Genomic DNA, 26,016 nt, shown 5'->3' with positions numbered 1-26,016 from the left:
ATAGTGCTCTGGTATTTGGGGGCATATGATTCTATTTCTCAATACACCAGACACATGACGATATCAGGGCAAGTGTACTTATATTGGTTGCGGTGTCACTGAATCCATTTTCTCAGCCACAGTATGTTCCGAAGTAGTAGATGCCTCTTAGGCTAGACATGAAACGTTATAATAGGCATGTAACCTCACTACCACTTCTGGCGGTGATTGACATTCCCCTTTAACGAACAACCCCTAGTGATGCCTTGCGGTGTATTTCTTAATACTATTCACCGTCACCTGATCGCGTATGTCACCGATAGTTCTCCATATTTTCCCGACTAACTCAGGGTTATTTTCAGTAAACCTATGGCTAAAAATCAAGTAATAATATTTGCTTAATATGGGCGGGTATACTTTTTCGATACTGGCTAGCTTATTTTCATCGATATAACTGTCAGCGATGTTACTCTGGACGGCGACAGCGATTACTCGCCTTTTTCTCAACATTTTAAACAAGTGTTGCGTGCTTGACACTTCAAGTGTGCTAATTTCATTTTCTTTTAAGGTGTCTATAATTGAAAAACCCGTATGAACACCAACGGGCTGATGGCCAGTAGAGTATAGTTTTACCCCATCCCATTCTAACTTTTGAATCTTAAGCCTATAGAGAAAATAGTCTAGCGTGGCGATACGCAACGCACTATCAACTTGCCCATTGATAATGGGATAGTGTGCGTATTGGGCCCTCTCATGGTTGTAGGAAAAAATAAAGCCGCCATCCACTTCATTGGATTTGATATGTTGAAGCACTCGTTTCCCTGGTACCCTCACATATTCAACGTTGAACTGCAGCATATGGGCAAGTTGTTCAATGATTTCGACAGATATGCCTGGAGGCGTCGCAACATCATTCCCATTGCCCATTTGAAACGGGAAGGATTCGATATCTGAGTAAGCGAGTTTTATTGTCTTGCTTGAGGAGGCAAATGAAACAATGGGGATCAACAGTAAAGCGAGAACTAGGTACCGCATTGATCTCTCCTTAGCTCAATTCATTTTTGATATTGTCAGGTTATTCAGACAACGATTGAGCACCTTTTTCTCTGGGCTAAAAGGGCTCCGTTCTAATTTAACCAGACTGCACATAAATCTACCTAAAAGTAATTTGCCTTCTCTCCCGATCAGAATCAACCTTTATGCACTTGAATCTCTAATCGAGTCTCTCATTTCTCTTCATCATCAACGCGCATTCACAATAAATTATCCGCAAGCAATCGAGGATTAGCCGTGATGAATGGCTCGTCCTCTCGCGAATCAATTGCGCTAGAGGACGCCAGTGGTGTGAAAGAGATACGGCCGTACTCATCAAATTAGATAGCGTACCGGCAAGAAAGACATACACAAGCTCGATCACTCAGAACGTCTTTCTTTTGCTATCCGACCTAGGCCCCCACCATTGGCTCTAATATATACTCGTAGAAGACACCTCCAAATGCTTTTCCTATAGGTGTGCCTGCTCTCTTTTGGTTGATAAGCATGACACGATGGATAAATTTCGAATGTGCGCATGTGCATTGATACACACCGATCCATACGCCAACGATTGAAAGATACAATCCATTCAAGGGGCCTAGGCCCCTTGGTTAGTATTCACTGGGCAGCAACACCGTGGTCAATTGATGACCCGCTTCGGTGATCAGCCAGACGCGCTGACCGGAAAATCGGTATACCGATACGATCCGTCCACCTCGACGAGTGGCCACGTCGTTGGCTTTCTTATCTTCGATGTCGCACTCTCCCCAATCACCATTTTCATGGCGGAGTAAAAGTGGCCTCAGCAGGGCTTCGGGACGTCCGTCGAGCAGCGCTTGTATCCCTTGGGTTATCACGATCTCTCCGAGCGTGAAAGAGACGGCGGTTGAGTAGTAGTTAGCTGGCATTGCGTTTGTCCTCCTGAGCGAACAGCGACCTAACGTGGTCAGCGTCGCCATGCACTGTGTGTGTGAGGGGTAGATGGTTCATGGGCTCTCTCCTGTGTTGGGGGTATGTTGTCGTTGCTGGCCTGTCCATGCCCCACTCACGGTTCGCCAGTACAAGGGCGCCTGCGTGCACTTTACCCTTGTGCTGAAGGCTCTGAGGGGGAGAGGTCACAGGCAAGCGCAAAGACGACAGAGCCCCGCAGTGAGCTCCCTGCCCTTCTCGCCAACTCACAGTGTCAAAGGCGATGACCCGTTTGGGCCTTCCTTGGTCGTGACGTCACGTTAGGCCCGCGTTTCACCCCCAGATCCCGCTCGCCTCGCTTAGGATGCCCCGACGTCAGTGCGCCACTCAAGGCGTCATGCACGGCTCTTCGAGGCAAACACTTTCACCAAGTAAAAACATTGGGTAAACTGCTGTTCAGAAAAGGAAACGAACTGTACGGGTAGCAAAGCCTGGAGGAAATGTCGCCTTGTCTATCTTACCCGTACTGGCCTTAGTTGGTATCGCCCTTGGCGCTGACAGCGACCTCACTTATCAAGCCCCAGAGCGCGCCCTTGAAGATGACAAACTCGGTTTCGAGTGCGAGGCTGTAGCCATATGACATCGGGGCATGAGGCGAAATTTTACTTGGCACATTGCCCCAACGTGAAGATTGATGGCGATCGCGATGGCGTGCCTTGTGAGCAGCAGTGGTGCGGCCAATAAACGGGGGACCCGCCCATAAGGCGCAATGAACAGAAGGAAGCACCGTGGCACAACAGACAGTCACTATCAGACCCGCAAGGGAAAGTGAACTTGAGCGTCTCCACGCTTTGGTCATTTCAAATGACGAATGGACGCAATTTAACGGTCCGTACTTTTCATACTCACCTCCCTCGTTGGAGCAGTTCGAAAAGACAGCGTTTCAGCGCCTGTTAACCGGCGCAAGCTTACAGTTGATCACCGTTGATGACCTCCCCGTCGGCACGGTGAGCTGTTACTGGGAATGCGAAGAAACGCGTTGGCTTGAAGCCGGCGTGGTCATTTACGATCCTGCGTATTGGGGGCAAGGCATTGCGGCCTTAGCGCTTCCCTTGTGGGTGTCGTATCTGTTCAATAGTCAGCTCATCGAACGGGTGGGGTTAACCACTTGGTCGGGGAACCCTCGAATGATGTCATTGGCCCTGAAGCTGGGTTTCCAGCAAGAAGCGCGGCTTCGAAAAGTCCGCTATTACAATGGCGAATACTATGACTCGGTCAAATACGGTGTGTTACGGTCAGAATGGCTCGCGCGGTATGCGCCTTAGCCTCGAAACGGCGCGCGCTCTCAATGCCAGCGCCAATGAGTACGTTGCTATTGCCACTTCACCCTGACTTTGGTTTACTCACAGCTTGGTCGCGGACGCTACGTTGAGCGTGAAGGCAGGTTCCTCATTCAAGCGCCCCTCCGCGGCTCTAACGCGAAACAAACGGAGCAAATTGTGATTTCAGAAAAGCTAAACTTGGCCCATCTTCCTCTTCAAAATGCCTTGGTTCAATCCGCGTACTCGGCGTTTCATTCTGAAAATGACGCGGTCGCGGCGGTCCTGTTGGGGTCACTGGCCGCGGGAAAAGGTGACCGAGTCTCGGATGCCGATATTCTTGTGTTTACCAAGAATAACTTTCATCAATCTTGCGAGGCCTGCTTCTCCGCGTTTGAGCGTGATAAAGACATCTTCTACCTGCTCGAGGGCTTCCATAATGAGAACGCTTACTTTAAAAAATACATTTTCAATGACTTAACGAGCGCAGAGATTCACTGCTTAGATGTGAGTGAACCATTGAGCCTGTCTAAGCCGTTTAAGGTGCTGTTTGATAAAAATGGCCTCATCGAGCAACGGGTAACGGACGAACCGGCACCAAAGCACGCAGATTTTCCGGCCTACACGAACGGCGACGAAGGAATAACGTGGGAATTGTTTGATTGTATCAAATGGATGAGTCGTGGTGATCATGAGTTGGCAAAGCACCATTTGAAGAAACTGGTTGCGCAATGGTAACGGTTTGCCTGCTCCCAGCCGACTCGGCAATGTTGTCCAACTCATTGATTTTGTGATAAATAGTACGTTTAGATCTCGTGTTTGAATGGAGAGGGAACCATGAAATTGGAGGCGGTGCTGTGGGATTATGATGGGACACTGGTAAACTCTGTACCGAAAAATATTGAGATAACCAAGACCATTTTATCCATTGTCGCTCCCCGTTTGACTGGGGACGGTTTGCCAGAGTGTTTACGCGACGAAGAGGCCTACCATGTCGCCAACCACAGCGCAAAAAACTGGCAAGAGCTTTACGTTGATTACTATGGGTTAACCCAACAGGAAATGCGCCTGGCGGGGGGCATGTGGGCCGAGCACCAAGAGAAAAATACCACGCAGGTCTTGTTGTTTGAAGGGCTCAAAGACGTGGTCACCGAATTCTCCTTCCTGCCTCACGGCATATGCTCGCAAAATTCACAGAGCAACATTCGCCGTGTGTTGGAAAACCATGCGCTAACGGCTTTTTTCAAGGCCATTGTCGGGTATGACGACGTGTCTCATGGCCATCAAAAACCGGAGGCTATGGGTGGCCTTCAATGTCTTGACGCGATGTTCGGCCATCGCACCAGCCAATGCTTGATGTACATCGGCGACCATGAGGCCGATGTCCAATTTGCTCGTAACCTTCAAGCTGCGCTGAGGGGCAACGCTCGCGTCATTGCTGTGGCCGCAGCGTACAGTGGCGCGGCGCCGGAATCGTGGTCGTGTCAGCCTGATCACACGGCTCGCTCGGTTGACGAGCTCTATGATCTCATTGGAACATACGCCTAACTCGCCGCTTAAATGGCGTGCTCACTCAGCGCGCCTCTCTTTGAAGTCATTCCAGTTGTATTCGGCTTGTCTGATACACTCGGTGGCTGTTTAACCTCGAATTCACTGCTAAAAGGACGCTATGAACGTTATCTCGAAGGATGACATCGCTCACTACATTGGTGTTGAGACAGAGCCAACCGAATGGTTTGTCGTCAGCCAAGCGCAGATTAACCAATTTGCTGACTGCACCTTAGATCATCAGTTTATCCATACGGATCCCATCAAAGCGCAAGACACCATGTTTGGTTCGACCATTGCCCATGGCTTGCTGTCCCTGTCCATGCTGCCCCATTTTGCCGAGCGCTTTGGCTACCAATTGGAAGGGGCAAGCATGGGGCTCAACTATGGGTTTGATAAAGTGCGCTTTATCCACCCGGTCACCGTGAATAGCCGCATTCGCGCGCGTGCGAAATTGCTGGCCGTCGACGAAAAGCGCCCCGGTCACTATACCTTTAAAAGCGAAGTGGTGGTTGAAATCGAAGGGGAAAAGAAGCCCGCGTTAGTCGCGGTTTGGCTCGCCGTCCAGATAGTGCCTGAATGACCTTCTCCTTCGTCGCGTCTTAACTGACAAAGAAAAGAGTGGCTCGCCGCTGAACTTTGGCAGCGCTGCCCCGTAAGACATGGGATACAGCGACAACATGACGAGCCTATGATGAATCGAATTAACCCTGCTAAGCTACTCAACAGTAAATGGACAGCCCTGCAGCCGCAAAAGCGTGAGAAACACTTCTTAGTGTCCGATGTTGATTACGCAGAAGATGGCTCCGTGAGATCGTGCACCTTGGAAGCAGTGATGACTCACGTCGAGTATTCCATTGACTGGAAAGAGCTTAAAAACACCGATAAGTGGGCGTATGGCTGGAAATAAGCAACGTTGCCCCTTTCTCAACGTTTCTTGCACAGGCGCTCAGCGTTGACTCTGGAGGGCTTCGATTTGCTGACCTAATTCTTCCGCTTGCGCGGTTAAGAGCGAATAGGTTCGAATGTCCCCTCTTCTTTGCGCAAGCATTGCCTGCTCGAGTTTTGCGGCATATTGCTTCTTCAGTTTCTTGGTCGAGTCACGTTTAAATAGTGAAAACATTGTTTATCTCCGTTGGGTGCTCTGTCTAGTTACGTCGTTTGGACGCAAAAGGATTAACCCAGAGCACAACAACGCCCACTCGACGTGCACGAAAGGGGTCGTTGGAGCCGCTGACCCTGTTTAACTTGCCTTAACCCAAAAGGCTCAGGCACGATGGGTACCGCCACCGAATAATCTCTATAGGAAAATGACGTGCTTGAAGTGAAAACAATGGGGCTTTTCTTTCTCACCGCCGTTGCAGAAATTCTGGGCTGCTACTTGCCTTACCTTTGGCTCAAAGAAGACAAATCTGCCTGGCTTTTAGTGCCCGCAGCGCTCTGTCTTGCGCTTTTCGCATGGCTGTTATCCTTGCATCCAACCGCCGCTGGTCGGGTTTATGCCGCTTACGGCGGCGTGTATATCTTTGTCGCAATCTTATGGTTGTGGCTCGTGGACGGTCTTCGCCCAACTCTGTGGGATATCGTGGGAGTCTCTGTGGCAATGCTTGGTATGGCCATCATCATGTTCGCGCCCAGAACCCCGTAACCGATAACACTATGAGGTACGCAAACGACTTTCCTGCGCGCTGGCCTCCCCAGCACAAAAAGGCGTGCGGAGAATAGAGCTCACAAGATGCATCATTCGCGATGACGCTCGAAGACATCCATTATGTGATGTAATTGACGCGAACTCAGCGCAAACCAATGCGATTCCAGTGACCAATCGAGAATCAGTGGCGACATGCTGGCGTCATTGAGCGCGTCCCAGTTCATCACCGCCACCAGCTCGACAGGCTCACCGCTTTGCTGGTTCAACTGATATATATGCTGGTCGACATCTTGGGCAAGGCAAAGGCGATAGCGGTTACGATGCGGTGCTTTAAGTAGACACAACGAAAACGAGCCTTCCGACTCCGTTAATGCTTTCCACAAGGTCGCCTCTAACCAGAAAAACTCTTCGCCCAAATCTTCCCACAGTTGGTCGAGCAGTCCTGAGATCCGTTCGGTTTGTTGGGGTAATTGAGTTCGGTCACACAGCGCGCGGGCGCACGCCTCATCGAGGGATCGTAAGATTTGAGGGTTTATCGGCATCGCAACCTCCAAGAAATGAAGTTTCCCTTCACCACTCAGAGACCCCAAAACAAAGGGTGGTGAACTGAACAAGGTTGGAACTACCGCACACGTGGAAACGGCCAGCCGAAGCTGCCTCGCCCAGCCCACCGTAATACCAAGCGGAACTTCCCTTTGCAGGGCATCCGTTTTTACAGGTGCGACAAGGCTGCACATGACAGCAGCAGTGATGCTGACGTCTATGCGCCACGTGTTGTGAGACAGGGTTCCAATCCTGACACTGGATTTTGCCAGTGCGAGAGCAGAATATCGGTGAGGAATAAGCGTGTCAACGATTACCCGTTCTTGAGAGCGGGATCGGAGAAAGATAGACCAACGGGCCCTAGAAAAAGAAACGTCTTCCCCCTTGATAACTAAAAAAGGATGAGTCCTCATCTGGTGAACTCATCCTTCAACTCTACTTGAGAATCCTTAAATGGAATTTAATTTCCGGGTCCAAACCCTGCAATACAGTCAATAAAGTCTTTCAGGCTGACTTCATTACCGGTTAGATAATCGGTCACGATCGTACATTGATTGCCGACCGAACTGGTTACCGAGGTGTCACTGCCTCCAAGCGCTGAGCCGCCAAAATAATCAAAGTTACTCACTGAGTTTTCAACGTTTGGTAGCTTGCCATTAAAGCCAAAGCTCTTGCGCAACTTGTTGGCCGATTCTTTGGTGTACACAAAGACCTTGCCCGTGTCGGTCATCCCCGGTTTGTCATAACCCGGCGCAGAAAAGACCATCTGAATCGTTGGATCTTGAGCATCCAACGCAGTTACTGCCGCTAGGTTAGTTCCGAACACATCGCCGGCATGGACACTTGGCGCTTTCACATATTTAAAGAAGCTGTACGCCACTTTGGTGTTGGCATAATTGTTGTCGTTGTAGACGTAAGCCGCCCCCGCATCCAGAGCCTGGTTGTTGGTCAAACCGGGGTTTTGGCATGGGGCTTTGTTGTTTGTGCCATCCACATGCGTGCCGCAGTTATCTTCACCAGGAGCCCCAATCATCAGGCCGCCCACACTGTCGATAAATAAGTTGGCGCCGAACTGATCGTTCGCGTCAGGGTTTGGCGCTTTGATGTAAGCCACTTCCTTCAAATTGGCATTGTTGTCATCGTAAGCAAACACATAAACCGCGCCTGACTTGCCAATCCGGTTGTCCAATTTGACGTTACTGTTAAGCGGCGAGTTACCACAAACACTTTCACCATTGATCTTCTTGTTAGGGTTTGGTAGCGCCCCATCAATCCCTGCTGAGCAGCCGGACTCCCCCGGCGCACCAATCACGATTTTGTTGTCTTGATGATCAAACGACAGGGCACTGCCAAACAAATCTCCCGCGTCGGTGTTTGAGGCTTTGATGTACTCTTTCAGCACCCATTGACCATTCTCGCGCGCATAGTGGTACACCGCCCCAGAATCCCTGGCCGAGTTATCCCACAGGCTTGGGTTAGGGTTTGTCCCACACACGGAGCCATAACCAAGGCGTTGATTTGCGTTCGCCCCCTGGCCACCCACACCGGTACCGCAGTTATCTTCACCCGGGGTCCCTACTAGCAGTTGATCCCCATCCGAGTCCAGCGCCAAGGCAGAGCCAAACATATCGCCAGGATCGGTGTTTGGCGCTTTTAGGTACGCGTCCAACACCCAAGTGTTGTTGCGTTTTTTATAGATATACACCGCCCCAGAATCTCGGGCACTATTGTCATCCATACCTGGGTTTACGTATTGGCCGCAGACCGAGTGCCCACCCAGGCGCTGATTCGGATTAACGCCCGTGCCGCCGACACCGATGCCGCAGTTGTCTTCACCTGTCGCGGCAATCGCGATGGTCTTGCCATCACCACTGATGTGAACCACCCCACCAAAGTTATCCCAAAGGCTGGGGTTAGGCGCTTTGATGTAAGTAGTAAAATCAAGCAACTTATGTCCTGAACTTGTTTCAAACTGATTGTTGTTTGCAAACTGCCCCTGCCCTTCGAATACATAGGCCGCGCCAATGGAGACGGAATCTAATGGATTGCCAGAATCTGCGTTACTCTCCATTCCATACGAAAAGCAAGTAACTCGGCTGTTGGTGCCAATGAGATTGGCGTGTTTGGTCGCCCCAACATTGGCCCCACAGCCCGACTCGCCTGGCGCACCCACCAACAAGACTTGATTATTCCCAGATAGAATGGCGGCTTCACCAAATTTATCCGAGCTTTCCGCGTTAGGCGCTTTAATGAGCGCCGTACCGAGTTGCCCTTGTAGAGTTTTCCATTTGAGATACACCGCGCCAGAGTTAGGCGCAGAATCGGATCCTGGTTGTGAGGCTAAGCTATCTTCATATGGCGCCCCGACCACAATAGGCGCGAAGCTTGCTTCCGCCGCAAACGGGGCCGACATATAGCCAACCAGCGATAGGTAAATCATGGATCTTAAAACATTCATAATTTCACTCCAGACTTCTTTCTATGTTAGGTGTAGTTATTCCTTGTTAGAGCATGAATAACGATGTGCGCACCTTTAATAACCCAACCAACTTGTTGACAATAATCATTATTATTTAGACTTATTAGGAACAATATGGGCTAAATACCCGAACACAGTTTTGGTTATTATTTGTACAATCGAGATGCTACTCATTGACTATTTATTGCTCAATATGAAACGCGCGAGATGTCGGCAATCGGATGGGCATTGTGCGGAATCGCAGTAGATTTGATAGAGAATGGACACCTTAATGATAAAATTAATATTTCACTATTCTTCACTTTCGTAGAGAAAACATTCGCGTTTTACTGCTATATACAGTGAACGCATCGCAAAAAAGCAGCTTTGATAAGTCGATCTTGCTCCGAATTCCCAGCCCCAGTGTGAATGCAACAATCAATATAATTAGGCCATTTTCGCTTCCTAACACACGTAATCGCTCGACCAAAGTCACAAACTCGACGCATGAACTATGGTGGCGATGATGAAACGTGCTGAGACTCAGATCAAAAAAGCCAACGTTGTCGCGCTGGCTTTGAAGTCTGTTTAAACGAAAACGTTAGTCCGAGAGGTAGTACTGCACGGTAGAGACCACACGAACCTTCTTAATGTAAGGCGTATTGCTATCACGATCATAGATCGAAAACTGCCCTTGTGTAGCGCGCTTAATTTTCCCCAGTGAGCTCTGAGAATCTTTAGCAAATTTCGCCGCAACTTCACGGGCGTTTTTGGTCGCTTCTTCAATCATATCGGGTTTGATGTCATTCAACTGCGTGAAGCTGTAGTTGGCCCGGTTTGAATAGGGATCTTGATTGAGCAATATACCTTGCTTGCCCAGCTCCCCAATTTCATTGATGGCCGCTCTGACCACATCAACCTTCTGGCTGTAAACCGTGATTGTACGGCTGCCTAGATAACGATATTCAATATCCTGCTCATTGCCATACTGCTGCGCTTTACGGTCAATCACCGAAGGCGAAGACAATGATACGCTCGACTCTTCTAACCCCTTTGCGCTCAGGAAGTCCAGTACCAACTGGGTTTGCTGGTCGATGTCCTCAAACATCGCTGACATATCGTTTTTCGCCACCGTAAACTGGATCGGCCAAATCACAGTATCGGCTTGATACTCACGCTCCGACAAACCTTTTACAGTAACCACTCGCTCGTACGCTTTATACTTTATAGCCGTCTGCTGGATGAAGAACCCTAATACCCCCAACCCCACGATCAGACATACCCCTAACCACAGTGACGACTTATTGGAAACTCGTTCCATTGCCTCTCCTTACTGCACCAAAGAAAACATATAGATTGATTATCTTAACCAACTAATGTCAATAAAATAGCCACAAAAGGCTAAAACTTGACTCGCTGTAAAAATACGACGGCATCAAAGTAGACTTGAGACAAAAGGCAACATGCACAACTTAGAAACCGTCATGGTGCTCAGTTGTTACCAACTAATTTTTATACTCATATTTGGACAAAAATGACTTAGGATTGAAACCTTCCTACCATTAACTCAGAATAAGCTGAATTTTGGTATAGTCTAGCTATGGAAAACCACACCAAATAGCACATTTTCGCATTATGCTATATGGCCTTTTAGGCTGCTTCACTCATTCTCAAGCTTTCATAGTAATCCTCAGCCAAAGCAGTCATTTTGAATTCGGCTTCTATTCCGGCTAACTTTTCTACGGCTTCTTGGATAGATGCTAGGTCAACATTAAAGAACTCTTTGCGAAGGTTTACAGCGTTTACCCGTTTAGAATTGAATTCTCGGTGTAGTGCAGTTTCAAGAGCTGGAGCATCATCGGAGTAAATCATGGCATGTACGTCAAATGGGAATGGTACACTTGCATCGCCTAGTTCTTTAACTCTGTCCATAGGCTCTAGACGGCGAGTAAGACCGATCTTGTAAACATCCTCGCCAAACGAACCAATATTACTAATGACGTAAACATGCCCCTTACGGGTTTGTTCTGCCATACTCTTAGCTCGCTCTTCTTTGGCTTCGGCTTCAGCGAGTTGCTGCTCAAGGATTGCTATGCGTTGCTCCATCTCAGAACGATCCTGCTCAGTAGCTTTAGCAAGTTCTCGCTGTGCTTTATCAAGAAGATTACGGTACATTTTTTCTTCTTTTTCGGCATCAGCAATCGCTTTCTCAAACTCTTTAATAGCTCGTTGTTCTTCACGGATCTGCTCTTTGATAAGCTTCTGCTCAGCGACCTCTTCTTGCTTTTTAAGTGTGTATTGGTATTGAAGCTTACACTCTTCAAACTTAAGTTCTATGTAATCTATATCAAATCCGCACTCTAACGTCGCTGCTGACTTTTCTAGCGTATTAGCAAGTTTTTCTATACGTTCAAGCGTACGGCTAAACGAACTAGGCGACACCTTACCGATAAGAAGATCACATTCAACATTAAAAGCAGTAAGCATGAGCTTAACCTGACCATTTAAAATTCTTTTGTTGAATGACTTGTCGTTAGATATAACCGTCGACTCTGGGAAAGTGATCGCTGTTTTATCTTTGATCATGCCTTTTTGCTGTTGCCTAACGTCCTTGATCTCTTCAGCGAATCGAGTAGATGTTTCATAAAGGTACTGCGGCATTTCAAAATGACCATGAGCAGTATATTCATCAAGTCTCGAATACAAATCGATATCGCCCATTAGCTCTTCTAGAGCAAACTCACCTTTTTCAATGCTAGAGTTGAGTTCGTCTAAGGTTGATTTGGTTGATTCTAAGGTAGCTTGCTGCTCTTGAATGCTCTGTTTTAGAGCAATATCTTGTCCTTTCAGAGCTTGAAGCTCGGCAGTTTCCTCGTTGATTTTACTTAGCTCTCGTTTTGCAGTTTCATTGGCCGCAATTATTGTTTCTCGACTTATACACGCTGAATCATATGCCTCTTTTGTTTTTTCTAGTGCTTCTTCGAGCGATCTGTATTTCTTGATTTTCTTATCGGCTGAGCGTTTTGCTAGTACATAAGCTAATACGATAGCTACTAATGATAAGCCTGCCAACATCAGTAAATTATTATCCATTGATTACTTTATAACCTCTTGTATGAACTGCTTCCTCAGAGCGGCTCGCTCTTCGCATCGCTCCTGATATTCTTCTGCAGCGCTAGATACAGCGTCTTTAAAAGCTTGCTTTGCTGCTGACTTTTTAAGTCTTTCTTGCCTTTGTAATTCACGCTGAGCTTCTCGAACTGCTCTCTCATGCTCTCTTACTGCCTGAGCATGCGCTCGTTCACGAGCTTTCAGCCTGCGCTGGGATTCACGAGCAGCTTGCTTGTTCGCTCTATCTATTGCCTTGACAACCTTTATAGCCGTTCGTAAACCACTACCTCGTCTAGCCAATGGTTTCCTCCTGTAAAATGGTGTAACGATAACGTTTTGGATGCTAGCACAATAAAATATTTGCAACTTGTAGCTTTATCAAACAGATTGAATATTTTTAGGATTAATGACGTATAAAGTAGATAACTTTTGGTCGGGTAAATGCGCATTAACGGGATGTGTATGAGCTTTTATCCAGATTAATATGGGATACTTTCTTTCTAGAAAGTCCCGCATGAAACGGTTCTGGACAAAAATGAGTTAGAGATTGAGAACGAAAGCGCCTTCTTCGGATAAGTTGAGCTTGGGTTAAATCTAGCATGCTAAAGTCTAAACAATCGGCAGACATTCAGTAATTATCTTTGGTCGATATTATGCTTCCGAATTTCTCTTCGGTTTTGTGGTTTGGATGATTTGGGTTTAGCTCTTCAAACCCAATAGATTTAAGGCCCTCAACAATATCATCATGCTTATATTTTTTACCAAGTAAATCCATATCTACAGCAACAACTAGTTCAGATTGAGCACGAGTCAACGCGACATAGACCATATTCCAAGTTTTGTTGAATTTTTCAACGCCATCTTGCATTAAGTACTTGAAAATCGCGGGAGTTAAGATCAAAACACACACCTTAGACTCTAAGCCCTTGGTTATTTGGATGCTACTGATTGCGTACTTGGCTGAATTATCTTTGGATGAACCGTATTGTTCTGCTGATCGACAAAGCTTCTTGAATAGTTCTTTTTCGTACGGAATCTCTAGCTTATTAAGAAATATACGTATTGATGTCTTGTTGTCATTGTTGGATAACAAGGATGCAAAATAGCGCTGCAATGAGTATATGACCACACCTTCTTCGTATTCAGGAAACTTCACTGTAAGTAGCCCTTCTACCTCTGGGTCAAACTCGGGGAGAGATCCCGCTTTCTTGGTTGAGTAATTACCTTCTTTTCTGAATATGCTAACTAAGCTTCCATTCTTAATATGATGACCGAGAACTTGGTCGTAATGCTCATCTTCAGAAGTTATGTATGTTAGGTGTCCTTCAACTTCAGACAAGCTAGTTTGCGCTTGACCTCTGGGGCAGAAGTTATTTGAGATATCAAGAATTCTCTGAGGAACCCTACGAGAAGTCGTTATATTCGGAAGCACTTTAACTTTTTCGTTGGCTTTGTTCGCAGCTAGCCAGCCTTTGAAAGATTTTGGATAATCTATTGCTTGTTTAGGGTCGCCCACCATGTAGATGTCAACTGAAAGCTCACCGATTTTTTGAAAGGCTTTAAGAGCAGTTTCATCAAGATCCTGAGCTTCGTCGAGGAAAATCTTATCAATAGCGCTACTTAGGATTTTGTGAACTTTCCTAACTTTAGACTTTTTCTTCTGGCTGCTGTGTTTTGAGTAGTTTTCGTCGACAACTCTCCATGCAGCGGCATAGGTTTCGTCAACGTGTATAACACCACTCTTCTTTAGTCTACTGATGGTACTCGCCGTTTCTCGTTTCTTTTGTTCTTCAGTCTTCCCAGGAGGAAAGTTTGAGAACGTTTTGCAGCGTGAGGAGGTAGTATGCTTCTCATTTAGTACGAATGGAGAGTAAGGGTAAATGATCTCATTCAATAGAAACGTATGAACTGTGCAAACCACGATATTTTCTGGCAGGTATCCTAGGTGTTTGATAATCGCTTGTGAGATGTTCTTCGCGGCACTGTTAGTATAAGTGATGGCAAAAATCTTTTTATGCGACTTTAGGTCGTAGTGTGCGATGATCTTCTTAGCTAGACCATAAGTCTTACCTGCACCTGCTCCTGCTATTTGAACTTCAATCATTTCATGAAATCCAAAGCTTCTTGAATGTGTTTGGGTAGCTTGATCGGATCTTCGTTCTTTTCGTCTAAGATCGAGTCGGCAATCTTAAGCATTCTTTCGGCTTTACTTTTCTTCAGGAACTTGGCCATTTCGTCAGAGGTTTTGTACTTCTTTTTGAACAGTGTGTTTAAGCGGTCAAGGTTTCCATCAGCCTCTGCAAGATCATCTTCGAGCGTATATTTGGTGGTGGTTCTTACTCGAATATTGTCGTTGTCTATATCGTATTTTTCATGTTTTTTCTTGGTAGTTTCATTCTCATCGTGATCTCGAATGATACTCAGCTTCTTTTTAGTATTGCCTTTGTTGACTTGCAGCCAAACGTCCATGAATGTCGTAAAGCCAGTCTGCTCGATAGATATTACTTCAAGACTGCTAACGTTTTTGTTGTCACGATAGAGGATGGCGTTGATGAGCATCTCTTCGGTGGTACCTTCAACGAGCACGGTCTTGTTGCTCAGCAGCAGTTTTAGTATGTCGAAGTTTGGTCGTTTACGAAGGTAGTTCGTGAGCTGCTTCTTACTATCAGTTAGGTGGATGGCATCATTTCCAGATAATACGATCACGTTAGTTAGCTCAAGTTTATTGATGACCTGTGGGCTGTGGGAGCTAATAAGAGTTTGTAGAGATGATCCACCTTTTTGCGTACTTTTATATATGAAGTCGGTAGCGAAGCGCAGGTTGTTCACGCTCAGATGTGCTTCAGGTTCTTCGATGCAACAAAGGTTGAGAGCATTCTTGTTGCCTTTAAAAAACTCAAATAACAGGTAGATGTATACGAGGTTACGATACCCAAGGCCACGCTGATATAAGTAGCTTTCACCAGACTTCAGGGTGATATTGGACAGGATGCTTTTTAAGTTTGGTAAGTTGGGAATACATTCAAGCTTATCTACAATCTCGTCGAAGAAGTTTTCAAAGTCTGGGTCAGGAGTAACGATCTTCTCGAAAGTCTCGGTGTTTTCTATGGCGTCAAAGAATGACGTGTACGCGCTATTGATTTTGGCCTTGTCAGTATCCACAAGCGACGAGATCAACATCTTAGTCAGAATGTCGTTTGATTTCTGAGTGTTACTCTCTGCAAAGTCGTCACGTTCGGCGTTAATCGAGTTGATAGATATCAGTCTTAGATCAGAATAGCTGACCTTTAACCCATTATTGCTTTGCGTTACGTCGTAGTCGTACAGCTCAATTGGAAGGTTGAACCAACGAGTATCTTTAATGTCCTCGATGCCTTCGAGTAGATCCTTGGCTGTCTTCACAAAGAGATCTGCATCTTTGGGTCTGAAGTCATAGCGAATCTTATAGCTATCGTCGGCTTCTTCTCCGATTATCCACTTTCCAACAACGCCTTCTTCGATTATGTTCTTTGGCTCAGTGAACTCGATCTCAATTCGAACCTTTGGAATCAAAGCCTTGACTTCATCATCTTCCTTGTCGTCGATGATAGCTTGGTAAAAGTTTTTGATTGCCTCCCGATTGATATCTGATACTGAGAGGCGTTTCTTATTGAAGCTAATATCGTTGCTGTTAAGTGGCAGGGTAAGTGCACTGAAAAGGTTGGTTTTACCTGCTTCATTTTCACCGATAATTAGGCTGAGCGGTGAAAGTTTAATCTCAAAGTTTTTGAAGGCTCGGTAGTTTTCAATTTCGACCGTACGAATGTACATTTATATTCCATGTGGTTTTTGTTTGTGAACATATTGACAAAGTTAACGTCAAATAACGGAAGCCAAAATAGACTTAGGCGTAAAAACAGTCTTTATGTTGCCTCTTTGATTCGAATAATCGTTCGCAAATCATTGGGGTTAGGTCATTGTGAACCAAAAAAACACATTGGATCGAAATCGGACTTCCTTTGCCCAACATATAACTGTGCATCTGGTCACAACGTATTGGAATGAGACAAAAAACATTGTCTAAATTCTCTGGCAGGAATATACCACGAAGCGCATAAGGTACAACTTGATTTCAATCGCACGGATAACAGATTGGTCATTGATTAATCAAAAACAATCAACGTTCACAAAGCTATGAACGTATGTTAGGCAGGCTTTGTACGTGTTATGAATAACGACACCTCCGTAGACAATTTATAATAAAAAGCCGCGACTTGGTCTAAGTACCATGTGATAAATTCACTGTCGATCTCAATATACGCCCCTAAGCCGCCTTTCACTAAGCCCTTCCATTGAGCCTTCTGCTTTTCAAATTGTTCAGTTACTTTACCGTTGTTATGTACTATCTGATTCCTTAATCTATAAGTCGTAATCATTGCATCTGATTCTTCTTTACATTCAGCTAAGCTTAGACTCGCATTACACTCTAAGTAGAGTAAGCACTTTTCTACTTTTGACAGCCCTTTCCTCTGAGGGAGTTTTAGAGACTTATTAGTTCTTGATGCAAGCAAAACGCATAACTCATGCAACGAATTTTCAACAAAGCTCGAAATCGTAATAACAACACTATGCCTATGTATCCACTCGCTCTTGACTATGGCCTCGTAGTAAAACATTCCATAAGTTTCACCTAACTCTTGGCGTCTATCTTCACAGGTAGTGTTGGCTAAAGACTTCTCCAAGTCGATGTCTAAACGTTTAGCTTTCGACTCCCAGTGAGAATCTATAGATTGGGAAAATCGTCGAATTCGATTAACTTCATTTTGGCTCTGGTGACAGTAACAAGCCAAGCCACTTTCAAAAGCATCCATCGTATTTCTCCAGACAAGGAAGGGCCATTTTGCCTCTCATTACTTTTTGTATATCAAAGTTAACTGAACATCATTGTTTGAACTTTGAGGCGTAACTCATTTCGGGGCATAAATAAGCTGGCAATGGTAGCTAGCTCAGAGTTGGACAACGTTGTTTAGTTGCCCCCTCTCCCTCGAGAATAGCCAGCTCCCGGAGCTGTGGATTTTAAACACGTCGGGAGCGGTCAGTCGCACGAATTGCCTCAACAGTTTCGACTCAACGACCGCGACCGGCTCAATTGAAAATTGTGACCAATAGGGCTGAGCAAAATTGACAACCACGTCAAATTAGCTAAACAAGCCAGCGTAACGCTGGCCACTACATCGTGTCCTCGGTGGTGGACACCGGATCCACTGATGGGCTGTCTGGACATTCAGGGCGCTCATTCAGTTGAATAAAACAATCTGAAAAATAGAGTTTGTCGGCCCAAACGCGTGAATCACCAACCACAAACAGATTTTTCTTGGCGCGCGTGACCGCGACGTTCAACAAGTTGGGTTTAGACGACGCCCAAACCGCTCCACCAGGTTTGTTGCGATCACAGCCGAGAACCAAAATTACCGTGTGGCTTTCCTTTCCCTGGAACGTGTGCACGGTGCCAATGTTGTGTTTGATGAACGTCGCCAAGCCTTTGTCTTGTTGCAGCGCTTGACCGTGCTGTCTCAAGTACTGCTTGAGTTCATGCTTCACGGCTTTAAACGGCGAGATCACATACACATCTTTTAATGCGCCGCCTTGGCTCACCAGACGATGCAAGAGCTTGAGCGTCTCGAGACCCAATTCAGGATAAAACTGCTTGCGGACACATTGGCCGTCGGCTTGCACCCAGCGATTGGGGCCCAGTTGACCATGAACCACACTGGGCACATGACGGTTATCGACGTGATTGCCGTGGATCATGCGCTCTTGATACGCCGCCTTATTGGCAATAGCAAACATTGGATTGATGCAGCGGCGATGCACCCACAGTGGGATCCCAATCCACTTCGCCCGCCCTTGTACCGTGAGGCTACAACCGTAGGGGTTCACGCGGTCGGCCAGCTCTTGCACCGACCAGTTTTCCGGGCTCCATTGCTGCTTCTCGTCGCCAAGGGACAGCTCCATCAGGTGGTCGACCAACACCGGTGGCGCGGTAAATACCGGTTCGATCTGCAAGGGATCACCAACCACAACCGTACGTTTGGCCCGCCATAAGCCACCAATGGCGGCTTGCGGTACCGCTTGCCCAGCCTCATCGATCATCAACCAGCCGATCGATTGCTCTTCGAGGTTAGCAAACATGCGCCCCAGCGACGCAAACGTGGTCGAGATCACCGGAACAAACATAAACAGAATTTGCCATAACTTGTGGCTGTTCAATTCATGAGGCTTGGCTTTCAAACAATCGGAAAGTTGAAACACCTTGTCCTTAAAAGCGTTATGCCGTTTCACTTCATACAGCCACGCTTGATGCAAGGTCATCGCAGTGATGAAAACGGTCGAGCGCAGATCATTAATCGCTCGCTCTTGCCAATACGCATTTTGCTGCAGTGACGCCTGATCAATCGCGGCACTGGGCTTGGGTACACTATCCGGATGGATGTGTTGGCTAAGCGCCACCCACTCAGCTTGTAATGCGCGTTGCGCGTGTTGTTCACTCTCTATCTGCCTTTCATGCGCCTGTTGCTGCATCGCTACCTCGGACAGCTCAGAGCGAAGAGTCGCGAGTTGACCACTGTGGTTATTGCGCTTGGCTTTCAACAGTGAAGATTGCTGGTACAGAGCGGCCAATTGCTGGTTATACTGGCGGCTCTTTGCGGTATTAAACCAGCGTGCAAACCAACCGGGACGCTGCAACGTCAGTGCGGAGATACTGTCCTGCGTGGCGTCTATTTGCTCGGATAAAGAGGCCACCTGTGACTCTTGCTGACGCAGTTGGTGCTCAGCGCGATCTCGACGCTCAACAAATCCGCTTGATGCCTGCTGGAGCGCCAGCACTTGCTGTTGCTTTGCATTCAGGTCTTGTTTGAGAGTGACAAAGCGGACCTGACGGGCGCGGGCTTGCTCAAACGCGGCTAAGGCTTGCTCAAAGTCGCGCTTTGCTTGCGCAAATGACACGCACGAAACATGTTTAAAATGCTGCCACAAATTGAGAAAATCGCTACTTTCTGGGCGCGAGGCTGGGACGTTATCCCCGTAGTACTTGTCAAAGAAAAAGCGTTGACTGAAGTCGTCTCTTTTGGCTTTTGCCCCCATCGCCGCAGAAATCAGGCCCCAGCATTGCTGCTCCGGCGCCAGAATGGGCTGGAGTTTGCCTTTTCGCTTACGCGCTGCCAACTGATTGGCCACCGACTTGAAGAACGTCATCTGTGGTCGATAGTCGTCATCAATCGAATCATTTTGCGGCAGCTCACGCGAGATGTTTTCCACTGCAGCATTGTTGGAAGACGCCACCACCATTTCGAAACCGGTTAACGAGGCGATTAAGTAGCCATTGTGATCGAGACCTTGCGCCGGATAACTCAGTGCAGCTAGGCGCTTAGCGCGCTCAACTAAGTTTTCAGCAATGATATCGCGCAATAGGGTGGTTTTCCCTGTCCCAGGTGGACCATTGACCGACATCAGGCCTTCCTGACCCAGCTCTTTAAACGTGGTGTTCACCGCGAACTGTTGCATCAACGACATATTGTATTGGGGGGAAGATGGCCAACGACCGGCTGGCGTGCGCTCTGGGCTTAAGTGCTGCGCGATCAAAGGCAACGCTTGGTCAGTGTATAGATCGACGTGACGGTGAGCCGATTGACTTAAATAACGCATCAGACCTTGGCCTGCCGTGCCCTGCCGGATGCTATTGATCGCTCTTTCAATGTCCTCGATATAGAAACTGTTCAGGATCGGGATGGTCGTGTCATTGACGTCGGTGTCGTCTTCGTCTTCCACGTCATTCGGATCGGCTTCTCTCGGCTTGGCGGAGTTCGTGGCGCGTTGGTCAGACGCTGGTTTACGCTCAAATTGCAAGTACGACAATCGAATGCAAGGCACTGGACTATCTGGTGCTGGTAACAGCGTGCGATAATCCAGATTCGCCCATTGATAGAACAACGCGACCAGCCGGCTGATCAGTTGCGCATTAGCGATCGCCCCATGCTCGGCAAACACGCGATCCATGTGCTCCTCAAGACCCTTGATACTGCGCCTAAAGTGACCGTAAGTCAGGCTGGCTAACTCCTGATTGAGGAGACAACCGAGCGCCCAAGGTAGCGTGCTGACCATCAAGGAATCACGATCGATAACCCCATGTTCATCGACCGTCAACTGAGCAAAACAGCTCTCTCCTTCACTATCCAGCCGTTGTTCAATCTCAATCGCCTGTTGCGCTGACAGTGAGGACGGCGACGCGCCCAGCGTTTGATCGACGATCTTGATCAGGGCGGATTTATCAAACAAGCCTAAATTCAGTGTATAACGCGTCGCTTTTTCCGGATCTAACCCAAACTGGCGTAAATTATGGGGAGTAAACCAAGGCAGTGCTTGATCCCCCTGATGCTGAAGCTCTTGGAAGTTGATGTCGCGTGGGATTAATTCTTCATCGTCTTTGCTGGGCAAAGCGTACACTTGGAAAAATTCAATACGATGCCATGCCATCAAGACATCGATCGCCCGTTGCTGATTAGTCATTCGCCACTAGCCTTGGTTACGTTGTTATTTTTACGCCTACTATTCATAGACTTATTTTTTCATCACCTTATCAAATCCTCGTGACAACAACCATTCGTGACATCAAGTATTTCGCAGTGCTGCAAGACACGTTTAGCGAATTACAGCACGAAATGAGCGCGCTCAGCGCCGCAATGTCAGGCTAAACACTTCCTCATTGACCCCACCTATCACTAGTGGCGCATCCACTTGCTCGTTCTCGACCAACATCGTGGTGTTGAGCTCACGTTTTCCGTAACTCGCGATCTTATCGACCACCACCCGGACATCCACTAGGTAATCGTGCGATGTTTTCGTTACGGTACCTAAAAACTCGATATGATCAGTGTCATTGCGGTTGCTGACTTTAAAACGACTATCTGGGCCAATGTCGGCCGAAATGACAGAATCGCCGTAAGTTAACGCCACTACGGTTAGATCTAGCGATTGACCTCCTAACGCGGAAAACGCGATCAGCCATAGGTGCAGCAACCACTTTGTTGAATACTGCATGGTTTACGACTCCAGGCTGGATACCAGCACCGTCGCCAATACTAACCCTATTGTAATTGCTGCCATGGTGGTCTTCCTCTGTGTAAATGTTTGTGCCGTGGAACAAATTACCGCTCCGTCCCGTCTATTGATAGACGGGACGTGTATCGCCTTGTAAGTCAAGCAAGACACAATAATGACAGAGCGTGTATTTTTTAGCAGCTTACCGCACGCAAATGGCTCGCCCATTCGCACCATCAAGGACTCACGAAACGGTCGCGCAGGGACGGCATAGTGTTTGAGCACAAAACTAGAGTGAGGTGAAAGCGCCAAGCGTTGTGAATCACTCTTGAGCCGTTGTTATGTTTATATTTCAAGCCACTGATATGGTGCTGCCAACCCCATAACTAATTCATGTCCTCTGTTAGAAGGAACTATACGTTTAGACACGTCATGTTCTAACTTAAATGACCCAAAACACAATACTTTCTTACCCGGCGTGATGAAATTATGGTTTAAGCCAAACTTTAAACGAGCGATGGGGTAAATATTATTCCCTTTACCTTGAAATTTTGGAGAAAACTCTGCCGACGAAAAACGCCCAGTTGGGGTACTAAAATTGACTTTATTAACCTGACCTATAACAGCAGCTTTAACCGTACCATTAGCAAGTACCTTTTGATGTAATTCATCATAATGCTTCACATCAAAGAAAAATTCATCCCACCTTAATTTTTCTTTATCCACCATAACAAAAATTGACTGACGCATCATTGGGGTTTTACGTCCATATTCATAAAGGTCAAGTAAACCATTTAGATTATTTACATAAGGCAGTTTTCTACCACGTGTTCTATAAGTTCGTTTTACAGTGTCATGGTTATGATTTTTTAAAAAATTATTTTCCTTACCTTTCATTCTCATTTGGTCTTTCTCATCCATCAAATGAATGCGAAAAACCCGACTCCCATTAGCTAGGGCAGTAAGGACTTCATTTGTTGAACCTGCTGCGTCAATCACTTGTTTGCCTTTTGTAGCAAAAGAACAAGTAATTGAATGATCTTCATATTTCGCCAGCCTGAAGTAAGCAGGGACTTGAGTTATCCTTGATTTACCAACCCTTTGACTAGCTGAAACATACTCAAGTTCTGCTTCACAGCCTTTTCCACCACAATATATTGGATCAGGTCTTCCCAAAGGTAAGTAATTCAAAATTGTTACTTGGTTTCGATTTGAATCGTAACCAAATGGAATTTTCACTCCACTCACAGAACTCTCCTATAAACATAACGCCCTGCTAAGTGGCTAGCAACACATACCGAGACACTTAACCAGACCACCGTAAACACTGTACCCGACAGGAATAAAATTTGCCGAGTGTTAGCAGTCCGAATTAAGCGGTTTGTTAGCTATCTCAGGGTAGAGGATTATTGAAATTCATCACCGCAGTTTTCTAGAATAGTCTCACCACAAACAGAACAAGCAACATATCTATCTGTTAACTCCAAAGAAGCACCACCGGGCAATGACGCAGCAGAACCACTAAAGAACCCACTTAAAAACGCTTTGAACTGTTCTTTCCGAGACATGCCATATTCAGATGGTTTCTGCTTCATAACTTCTTTGTGCTCAGTGTTCATCTTACACTTCTCACAAAATCTAATGTTCATACTTCCTCCTGATTGAATAACTCTTAAGCAGTTTGTTATGTAATTTTTCAAAGCTTGTCAGAAGCATTGCCTTCAATAATTGACTCCGGCAAAAGATCAATTGCGATTTGCTTAGGGTGTGAAGTTCCTACGTGTGTTTTCTTCGAACCAAGCACAGTGGTTGCAACTAATATTTTATTACTGACGGTTTATTGTGCGACATACTCTTTACCACATTTTACTACCGATATAATTTCGGGTGTCATTTTGCAACGCCACAGTTTTGACTGAGATAATTTTTAGCTTGTTTAATACGATTTTCCATAGCAGATATCCGATGTTTAGCCTCATCAGAATCCAAATCACCTTTATATAGCTCGTGCAAGTCCTCTAGGCTTTTTGTATAAACGCTTTCTCTGTTCATAGCTTGGGTACACTCTTTACTCGGCTCACTTGCAATTGCTCTACAAGCGCTCAAGCCGAGGACCAAAATCCAATATATTAACTGTTTCAAAATTGACATCTTACCCAAATTCTAGGGATTCATATAACGCTACGTAAAGGCGTGAACACCACCACTGCCCAATCTAAGCCATTGCGCCATAAACACTAAAGCTGATTCAAACTGAACATGCCAAGCACTGAGAATTACTCTTCAATACTTTGTTATTTGCATTTTATTTGGCGGTGCATTTTCCATAGTACTGCGATGGTATCAAATCACCACCAAAACCAACTGTATTTCGACTATGCACCGTATCCATAGTGTTTGTAATCGTGGTGACCATGACATTCCCTACCCCAGTTGCTTCCAGAAATGACACATGACCATTTCCCGGAACCTTTACTACCTCATTGCTACCATTGTTCCCCAGTACATAAACTTTGTCGGCATCGGGATCAATTAGATATCGAAGAATGAAGTCATTCTTTGTAACGTGAACGCCTTCAGGGTCTGAATACTTCTTATAAATACACTCTAGGTTACTAGTGGATGCAAACGATGGCATGGGCACAAAGCAGAAAGCGATTAAAACTACTAAGCTAGTGAACTTCATGAAAGACCTAATTTATAAAGTAATTTTCGAAGAATTTTACTCTCATCAGTTTCATAGTTTGTGACATATAGCACAAAGCACATAACGCCGTGTTAAGGTGTGAGCAACGCAATACCGAAGCCACCGCATACCAGAATCACTCTTAAACAGTTTGTTAGTTGCGTATTTTATAGTCGTTCAAATGCGTTCCCGACAACAGAACTTTTAGCCACAAGAAATACTCGTCTTGATCTGGGCGCAGAGTGATTTTGTATTGCAAATCTTCAGCGTCGTTAGCATTAAGCAGTAACTTACCGCTGTACGGTTCTAAACTAATGAGGCTAATGTTTGGTATACCATCGTCTAAAATAGTCATTGGTAAAAATTCGATGTCTATTGGAAATTGATATAAAGCCCTATCCGTAGCCGCTATGAACAGCTCGACGACATCAATAAAGTTTTCGGTTTCATCTTTACTTGGAGTGTAGTAAGCATGTTCAACGGCATTTCTTACCCGATTTAGCTTTGTTAGTATCCTTGGCGTTACGATGCCACATTTTGTTATAAATTCTATATATTTAGGAAAGCTAGCATACCTAACCCCTTTAGTTTTTATAGCATCAAAACCGAACAAACTAGCAAGCATTTCCACTTGCAAATGCAACGCCCTTTTTGCATTTGAAAATGAATTTATACGCCCTTTATCAGTTTTATCCTGCTCAAAATCAGCGATAGCAAACTCAAGGTATTGCTTTGCAGTTTTTCCGCCTTTTACTTCAACGTTCCTACTTGTGAACGTAAAGTCGGGATCGAAGTCTGAATAACAAGTAGGGATTGGGATCATAAAACCTCACGTTTAATTGAAGCAACTAACGCCCTGTTAAGGTGCGAGCAACGCAATACCGATGCGCCGCATACCACCTTAAACACTAAACGCAACGCATAGTAAAAATCACTCTTACACAGATTTGTTATGCTTAAAACTTACCTTTTTTCTCCAATCCATCGAGTAAGAGGTATAAAGATTTTAGGCGACTTTTAAGCATCGGCATATTGTCAGACAAGTAGTTCTCATAGCTTGAAGCATCAGATTCGTAACACTTTTCTTTGGTAATTTGAATACCTGAATGCTGATCTAAAAACAAATCACGCTCAATTTCGATAACATCATCACTTTCATCTAGAAGCACTTTTGTGAGAAAAATTGTTGAGTCAATTACACGATGAAGAGGCAACTCCTCTGCTTGACGAGTCCATTTATCTCCTGTGTGTCGCATTATTTTTAACGAAACGTCTCTAGAGTCCCATTGAGAGATACCTACAGAAAGATAACGAGCATCTGTATCTCCCTTGTAGATGCCATCAAACTTTTCATAAGGCATCGCAAACAAAGGCTTATGCTCTAGATGATGAGGTAGCTCAGGAGCAGTAACATACTCCTTTCTATCTCCGAATTCTTTTATTGGCATATTTGACTCCAAATTTTCGATTTAAGCATAACGCCGCATTAAGGTGTGAGCAGCGCTTGGCTATACTTGAGCGAAGCGAAACTGCCAAGCGTTGCGAATCACTCTTAAAAGCTTTGTTATAACCCTTGGATTCAAGTACGAAGTGCGACACCTCTGAACATAAAAACAGTGAGATGCGATAATCATGAAGTTTGCTCCCGCCAAGAAGTAAAAAACATGAGATACACGCACCTCACTGAGAACGAAAGGTA

25 protein-coding genes are annotated in these 26,016 nt (G+C 45.9%); 8 read left to right on the top strand and 17 right to left on the bottom strand.

Annotation, left to right across the window (positions count from 1 at the left end):
- Positions 1-234: 234 nt before the first annotated feature.
- Both ZX61_RS09895 and ZX61_RS09890 read right to left on the bottom strand, forming a co-directional pair.
- Positions 235-1,014 carry a substrate-binding periplasmic protein gene (locus tag ZX61_RS09895; protein WP_049844475.1) on the bottom strand — a complete coding sequence of 260 codons (780 nt, stop codon included), beginning with the start codon at positions 1,012-1,014 and terminating at the stop codon, positions 235-237.
- Between the two features lie 611 nt (positions 1,015-1,625).
- On the bottom strand, positions 1,626-1,922 hold the full coding sequence (locus tag ZX61_RS09890; protein WP_049844474.1) for a hypothetical protein: 297 nt from the start codon (positions 1,920-1,922) through the stop codon (positions 1,626-1,628).
- 509 nt (positions 1,923-2,431) lie between these two features.
- On the opposite strand from ZX61_RS09890, the gene ZX61_RS24720 reads away from it, so the two are divergent.
- The 7 genes from ZX61_RS24720 (at position 2,432) to ZX61_RS09855 (ending at position 5,700) form a co-directional block, all read left to right on the top strand.
- Positions 2,432-2,563 (top strand): hypothetical protein, encoded by a 132-nt coding sequence (locus tag ZX61_RS24720; protein ID WP_443083320.1) that lies wholly within the window; start codon positions 2,432-2,434, stop codon positions 2,561-2,563.
- Complete coding sequence (locus ZX61_RS24335) at positions 2,560-2,667, top strand: excalibur calcium-binding domain-containing protein (protein WP_443083319.1); 108 nt, start codon at positions 2,560-2,562, stop codon at positions 2,665-2,667. Before ZX61_RS24720 ends, ZX61_RS24335 begins: the two co-directional genes overlap by 4 nt.
- A gap of 44 nt (positions 2,668-2,711) precedes the next feature.
- Positions 2,712-3,248: a GNAT family N-acetyltransferase gene (locus ZX61_RS09875; protein ID WP_049844471.1), complete on the top strand. Its 537-nt coding sequence runs from the start codon at positions 2,712-2,714 to the stop codon at positions 3,246-3,248.
- Positions 3,249-3,422: 174 nt separating this feature from the next.
- Entirely contained in the window at positions 3,423-3,980 is a 558-nt protein-coding gene (locus ZX61_RS09870) for a nucleotidyltransferase domain-containing protein (protein WP_004749124.1), read from the top strand.
- Positions 3,981-4,079: 99 nt separating this feature from the next.
- The gene (locus ZX61_RS09865) at positions 4,080-4,790 is read left to right on the top strand and encodes an HAD family hydrolase (protein ID WP_049844470.1); all 711 of its coding nucleotides are present in this window, start codon (positions 4,080-4,082) and stop codon (positions 4,788-4,790) included.
- Between the two features lie 121 nt (positions 4,791-4,911).
- Positions 4,912-5,373, top strand: a complete 462-nt coding sequence (locus tag ZX61_RS09860; protein ID WP_049844469.1) for a MaoC family dehydratase — start codon at positions 4,912-4,914, stop codon at positions 5,371-5,373.
- 111 nt (positions 5,374-5,484) lie between these two features.
- Positions 5,485-5,700, top strand: coding sequence for a TIGR02450 family Trp-rich protein (locus tag ZX61_RS09855; protein WP_049844468.1), 216 nt, complete (start codon positions 5,485-5,487; stop codon positions 5,698-5,700).
- 39 nt (positions 5,701-5,739) lie between these two features.
- Here ZX61_RS09855 and ZX61_RS24070 read toward each other — a convergent pair whose 3' ends face one another.
- Positions 5,740-5,913 carry a DUF6435 family protein gene (locus ZX61_RS24070; RefSeq protein WP_004747540.1) on the bottom strand — a complete coding sequence of 58 codons (174 nt, stop codon included), beginning with the start codon at positions 5,911-5,913 and terminating at the stop codon, positions 5,740-5,742.
- Positions 5,914-6,105: 192 nt separating this feature from the next.
- Between ZX61_RS24070 and ZX61_RS09850 the strand changes: the two genes are divergently transcribed.
- The gene (locus ZX61_RS09850) at positions 6,106-6,438 is read left to right on the top strand and encodes a YnfA family protein (protein ID WP_004747542.1); all 333 of its coding nucleotides are present in this window, start codon (positions 6,106-6,108) and stop codon (positions 6,436-6,438) included.
- Positions 6,439-6,530: 92 nt separating this feature from the next.
- Here ZX61_RS09850 and ZX61_RS24560 read toward each other — a convergent pair whose 3' ends face one another.
- The 14 genes from ZX61_RS24560 to ZX61_RS09770 all read right to left on the bottom strand — a co-directional run bounded on the left by ZX61_RS24560 (position 6,531) and on the right by ZX61_RS09770 (position 25,765).
- A complete protein-coding gene (locus tag ZX61_RS24560; RefSeq protein WP_235431322.1) occupies positions 6,531-6,983 on the bottom strand; it encodes a hypothetical protein in 453 nt (150 codons plus the stop codon).
- A gap of 461 nt (positions 6,984-7,444) precedes the next feature.
- Entirely contained in the window at positions 7,445-9,442 is a 1,998-nt protein-coding gene (locus ZX61_RS09840) for a hypothetical protein (RefSeq protein WP_049844466.1), read from the bottom strand.
- A 601-nt stretch (positions 9,443-10,043) separates the two neighbouring features.
- On the bottom strand, positions 10,044-10,763 hold the full coding sequence (locus tag ZX61_RS09835) for an SIMPL domain-containing protein (RefSeq protein ID WP_049844465.1): 720 nt from the start codon (positions 10,761-10,763) through the stop codon (positions 10,044-10,046).
- 329 nt (positions 10,764-11,092) lie between these two features.
- On the bottom strand, positions 11,093-12,535 hold the full coding sequence (locus ZX61_RS09830; RefSeq protein ID WP_049844464.1) for a DUF4041 domain-containing protein: 1,443 nt from the start codon (positions 12,533-12,535) through the stop codon (positions 11,093-11,095).
- 3 nt (positions 12,536-12,538) lie between these two features.
- Positions 12,539-12,853 carry a hypothetical protein gene (locus tag ZX61_RS09825; RefSeq protein WP_049844463.1) on the bottom strand — a complete coding sequence of 105 codons (315 nt, stop codon included), beginning with the start codon at positions 12,851-12,853 and terminating at the stop codon, positions 12,539-12,541.
- A 328-nt stretch (positions 12,854-13,181) separates the two neighbouring features.
- Positions 13,182-14,657 (bottom strand): UvrD-helicase domain-containing protein, encoded by a 1,476-nt coding sequence (locus ZX61_RS09820; protein WP_049844462.1) that lies wholly within the window; start codon positions 14,655-14,657, stop codon positions 13,182-13,184.
- Positions 14,654-16,363, bottom strand: coding sequence for an ATP-dependent nuclease (locus ZX61_RS09815; RefSeq protein ID WP_049844461.1), 1,710 nt, complete (start codon positions 16,361-16,363; stop codon positions 14,654-14,656). The genes ZX61_RS09820 and ZX61_RS09815 overlap by 4 nt, the downstream gene beginning before the upstream one ends.
- A gap of 374 nt (positions 16,364-16,737) precedes the next feature.
- Complete coding sequence (locus ZX61_RS09810) at positions 16,738-17,403, bottom strand: hypothetical protein (RefSeq protein WP_049844460.1); 666 nt, start codon at positions 17,401-17,403, stop codon at positions 16,738-16,740.
- Between the two features lie 358 nt (positions 17,404-17,761).
- Positions 17,762-21,100, bottom strand: coding sequence for a DEAD/DEAH box helicase (locus ZX61_RS09805; RefSeq protein ID WP_049844459.1), 3,339 nt, complete (start codon positions 21,098-21,100; stop codon positions 17,762-17,764).
- A 162-nt stretch (positions 21,101-21,262) separates the two neighbouring features.
- The gene (locus ZX61_RS09800; protein WP_049844458.1) at positions 21,263-21,631 is read right to left on the bottom strand and encodes a hypothetical protein; all 369 of its coding nucleotides are present in this window, start codon (positions 21,629-21,631) and stop codon (positions 21,263-21,265) included.
- 345 nt (positions 21,632-21,976) lie between these two features.
- Positions 21,977-22,879, bottom strand: coding sequence for a hypothetical protein (locus tag ZX61_RS09795; protein ID WP_049844457.1), 903 nt, complete (start codon positions 22,877-22,879; stop codon positions 21,977-21,979).
- A gap of 158 nt (positions 22,880-23,037) precedes the next feature.
- Positions 23,038-23,280, bottom strand: a complete 243-nt coding sequence (locus tag ZX61_RS09790; RefSeq protein ID WP_049844456.1) for a hypothetical protein — start codon at positions 23,278-23,280, stop codon at positions 23,038-23,040.
- 1,191 nt (positions 23,281-24,471) lie between these two features.
- Positions 24,472-25,140 (bottom strand): hypothetical protein, encoded by a 669-nt coding sequence (locus ZX61_RS09775; protein WP_049844453.1) that lies wholly within the window; start codon positions 25,138-25,140, stop codon positions 24,472-24,474.
- A gap of 133 nt (positions 25,141-25,273) precedes the next feature.
- Positions 25,274-25,765 (bottom strand): DUF6530 family protein, encoded by a 492-nt coding sequence (locus tag ZX61_RS09770; protein ID WP_049844452.1) that lies wholly within the window; start codon positions 25,763-25,765, stop codon positions 25,274-25,276.
- Between the last annotated feature and the right edge of the window lie 251 nt (positions 25,766-26,016).

The organism is Vibrio sp. VPAP30, assembly GCF_001188205.1.
In the GTDB taxonomy this organism is placed as follows: Bacteria; Pseudomonadota; Gammaproteobacteria; order Enterobacterales; family Vibrionaceae; genus Vibrio; species Vibrio bivalvicida.
This window is presented reverse-complemented; position numbering and strand designations above follow the sequence as displayed.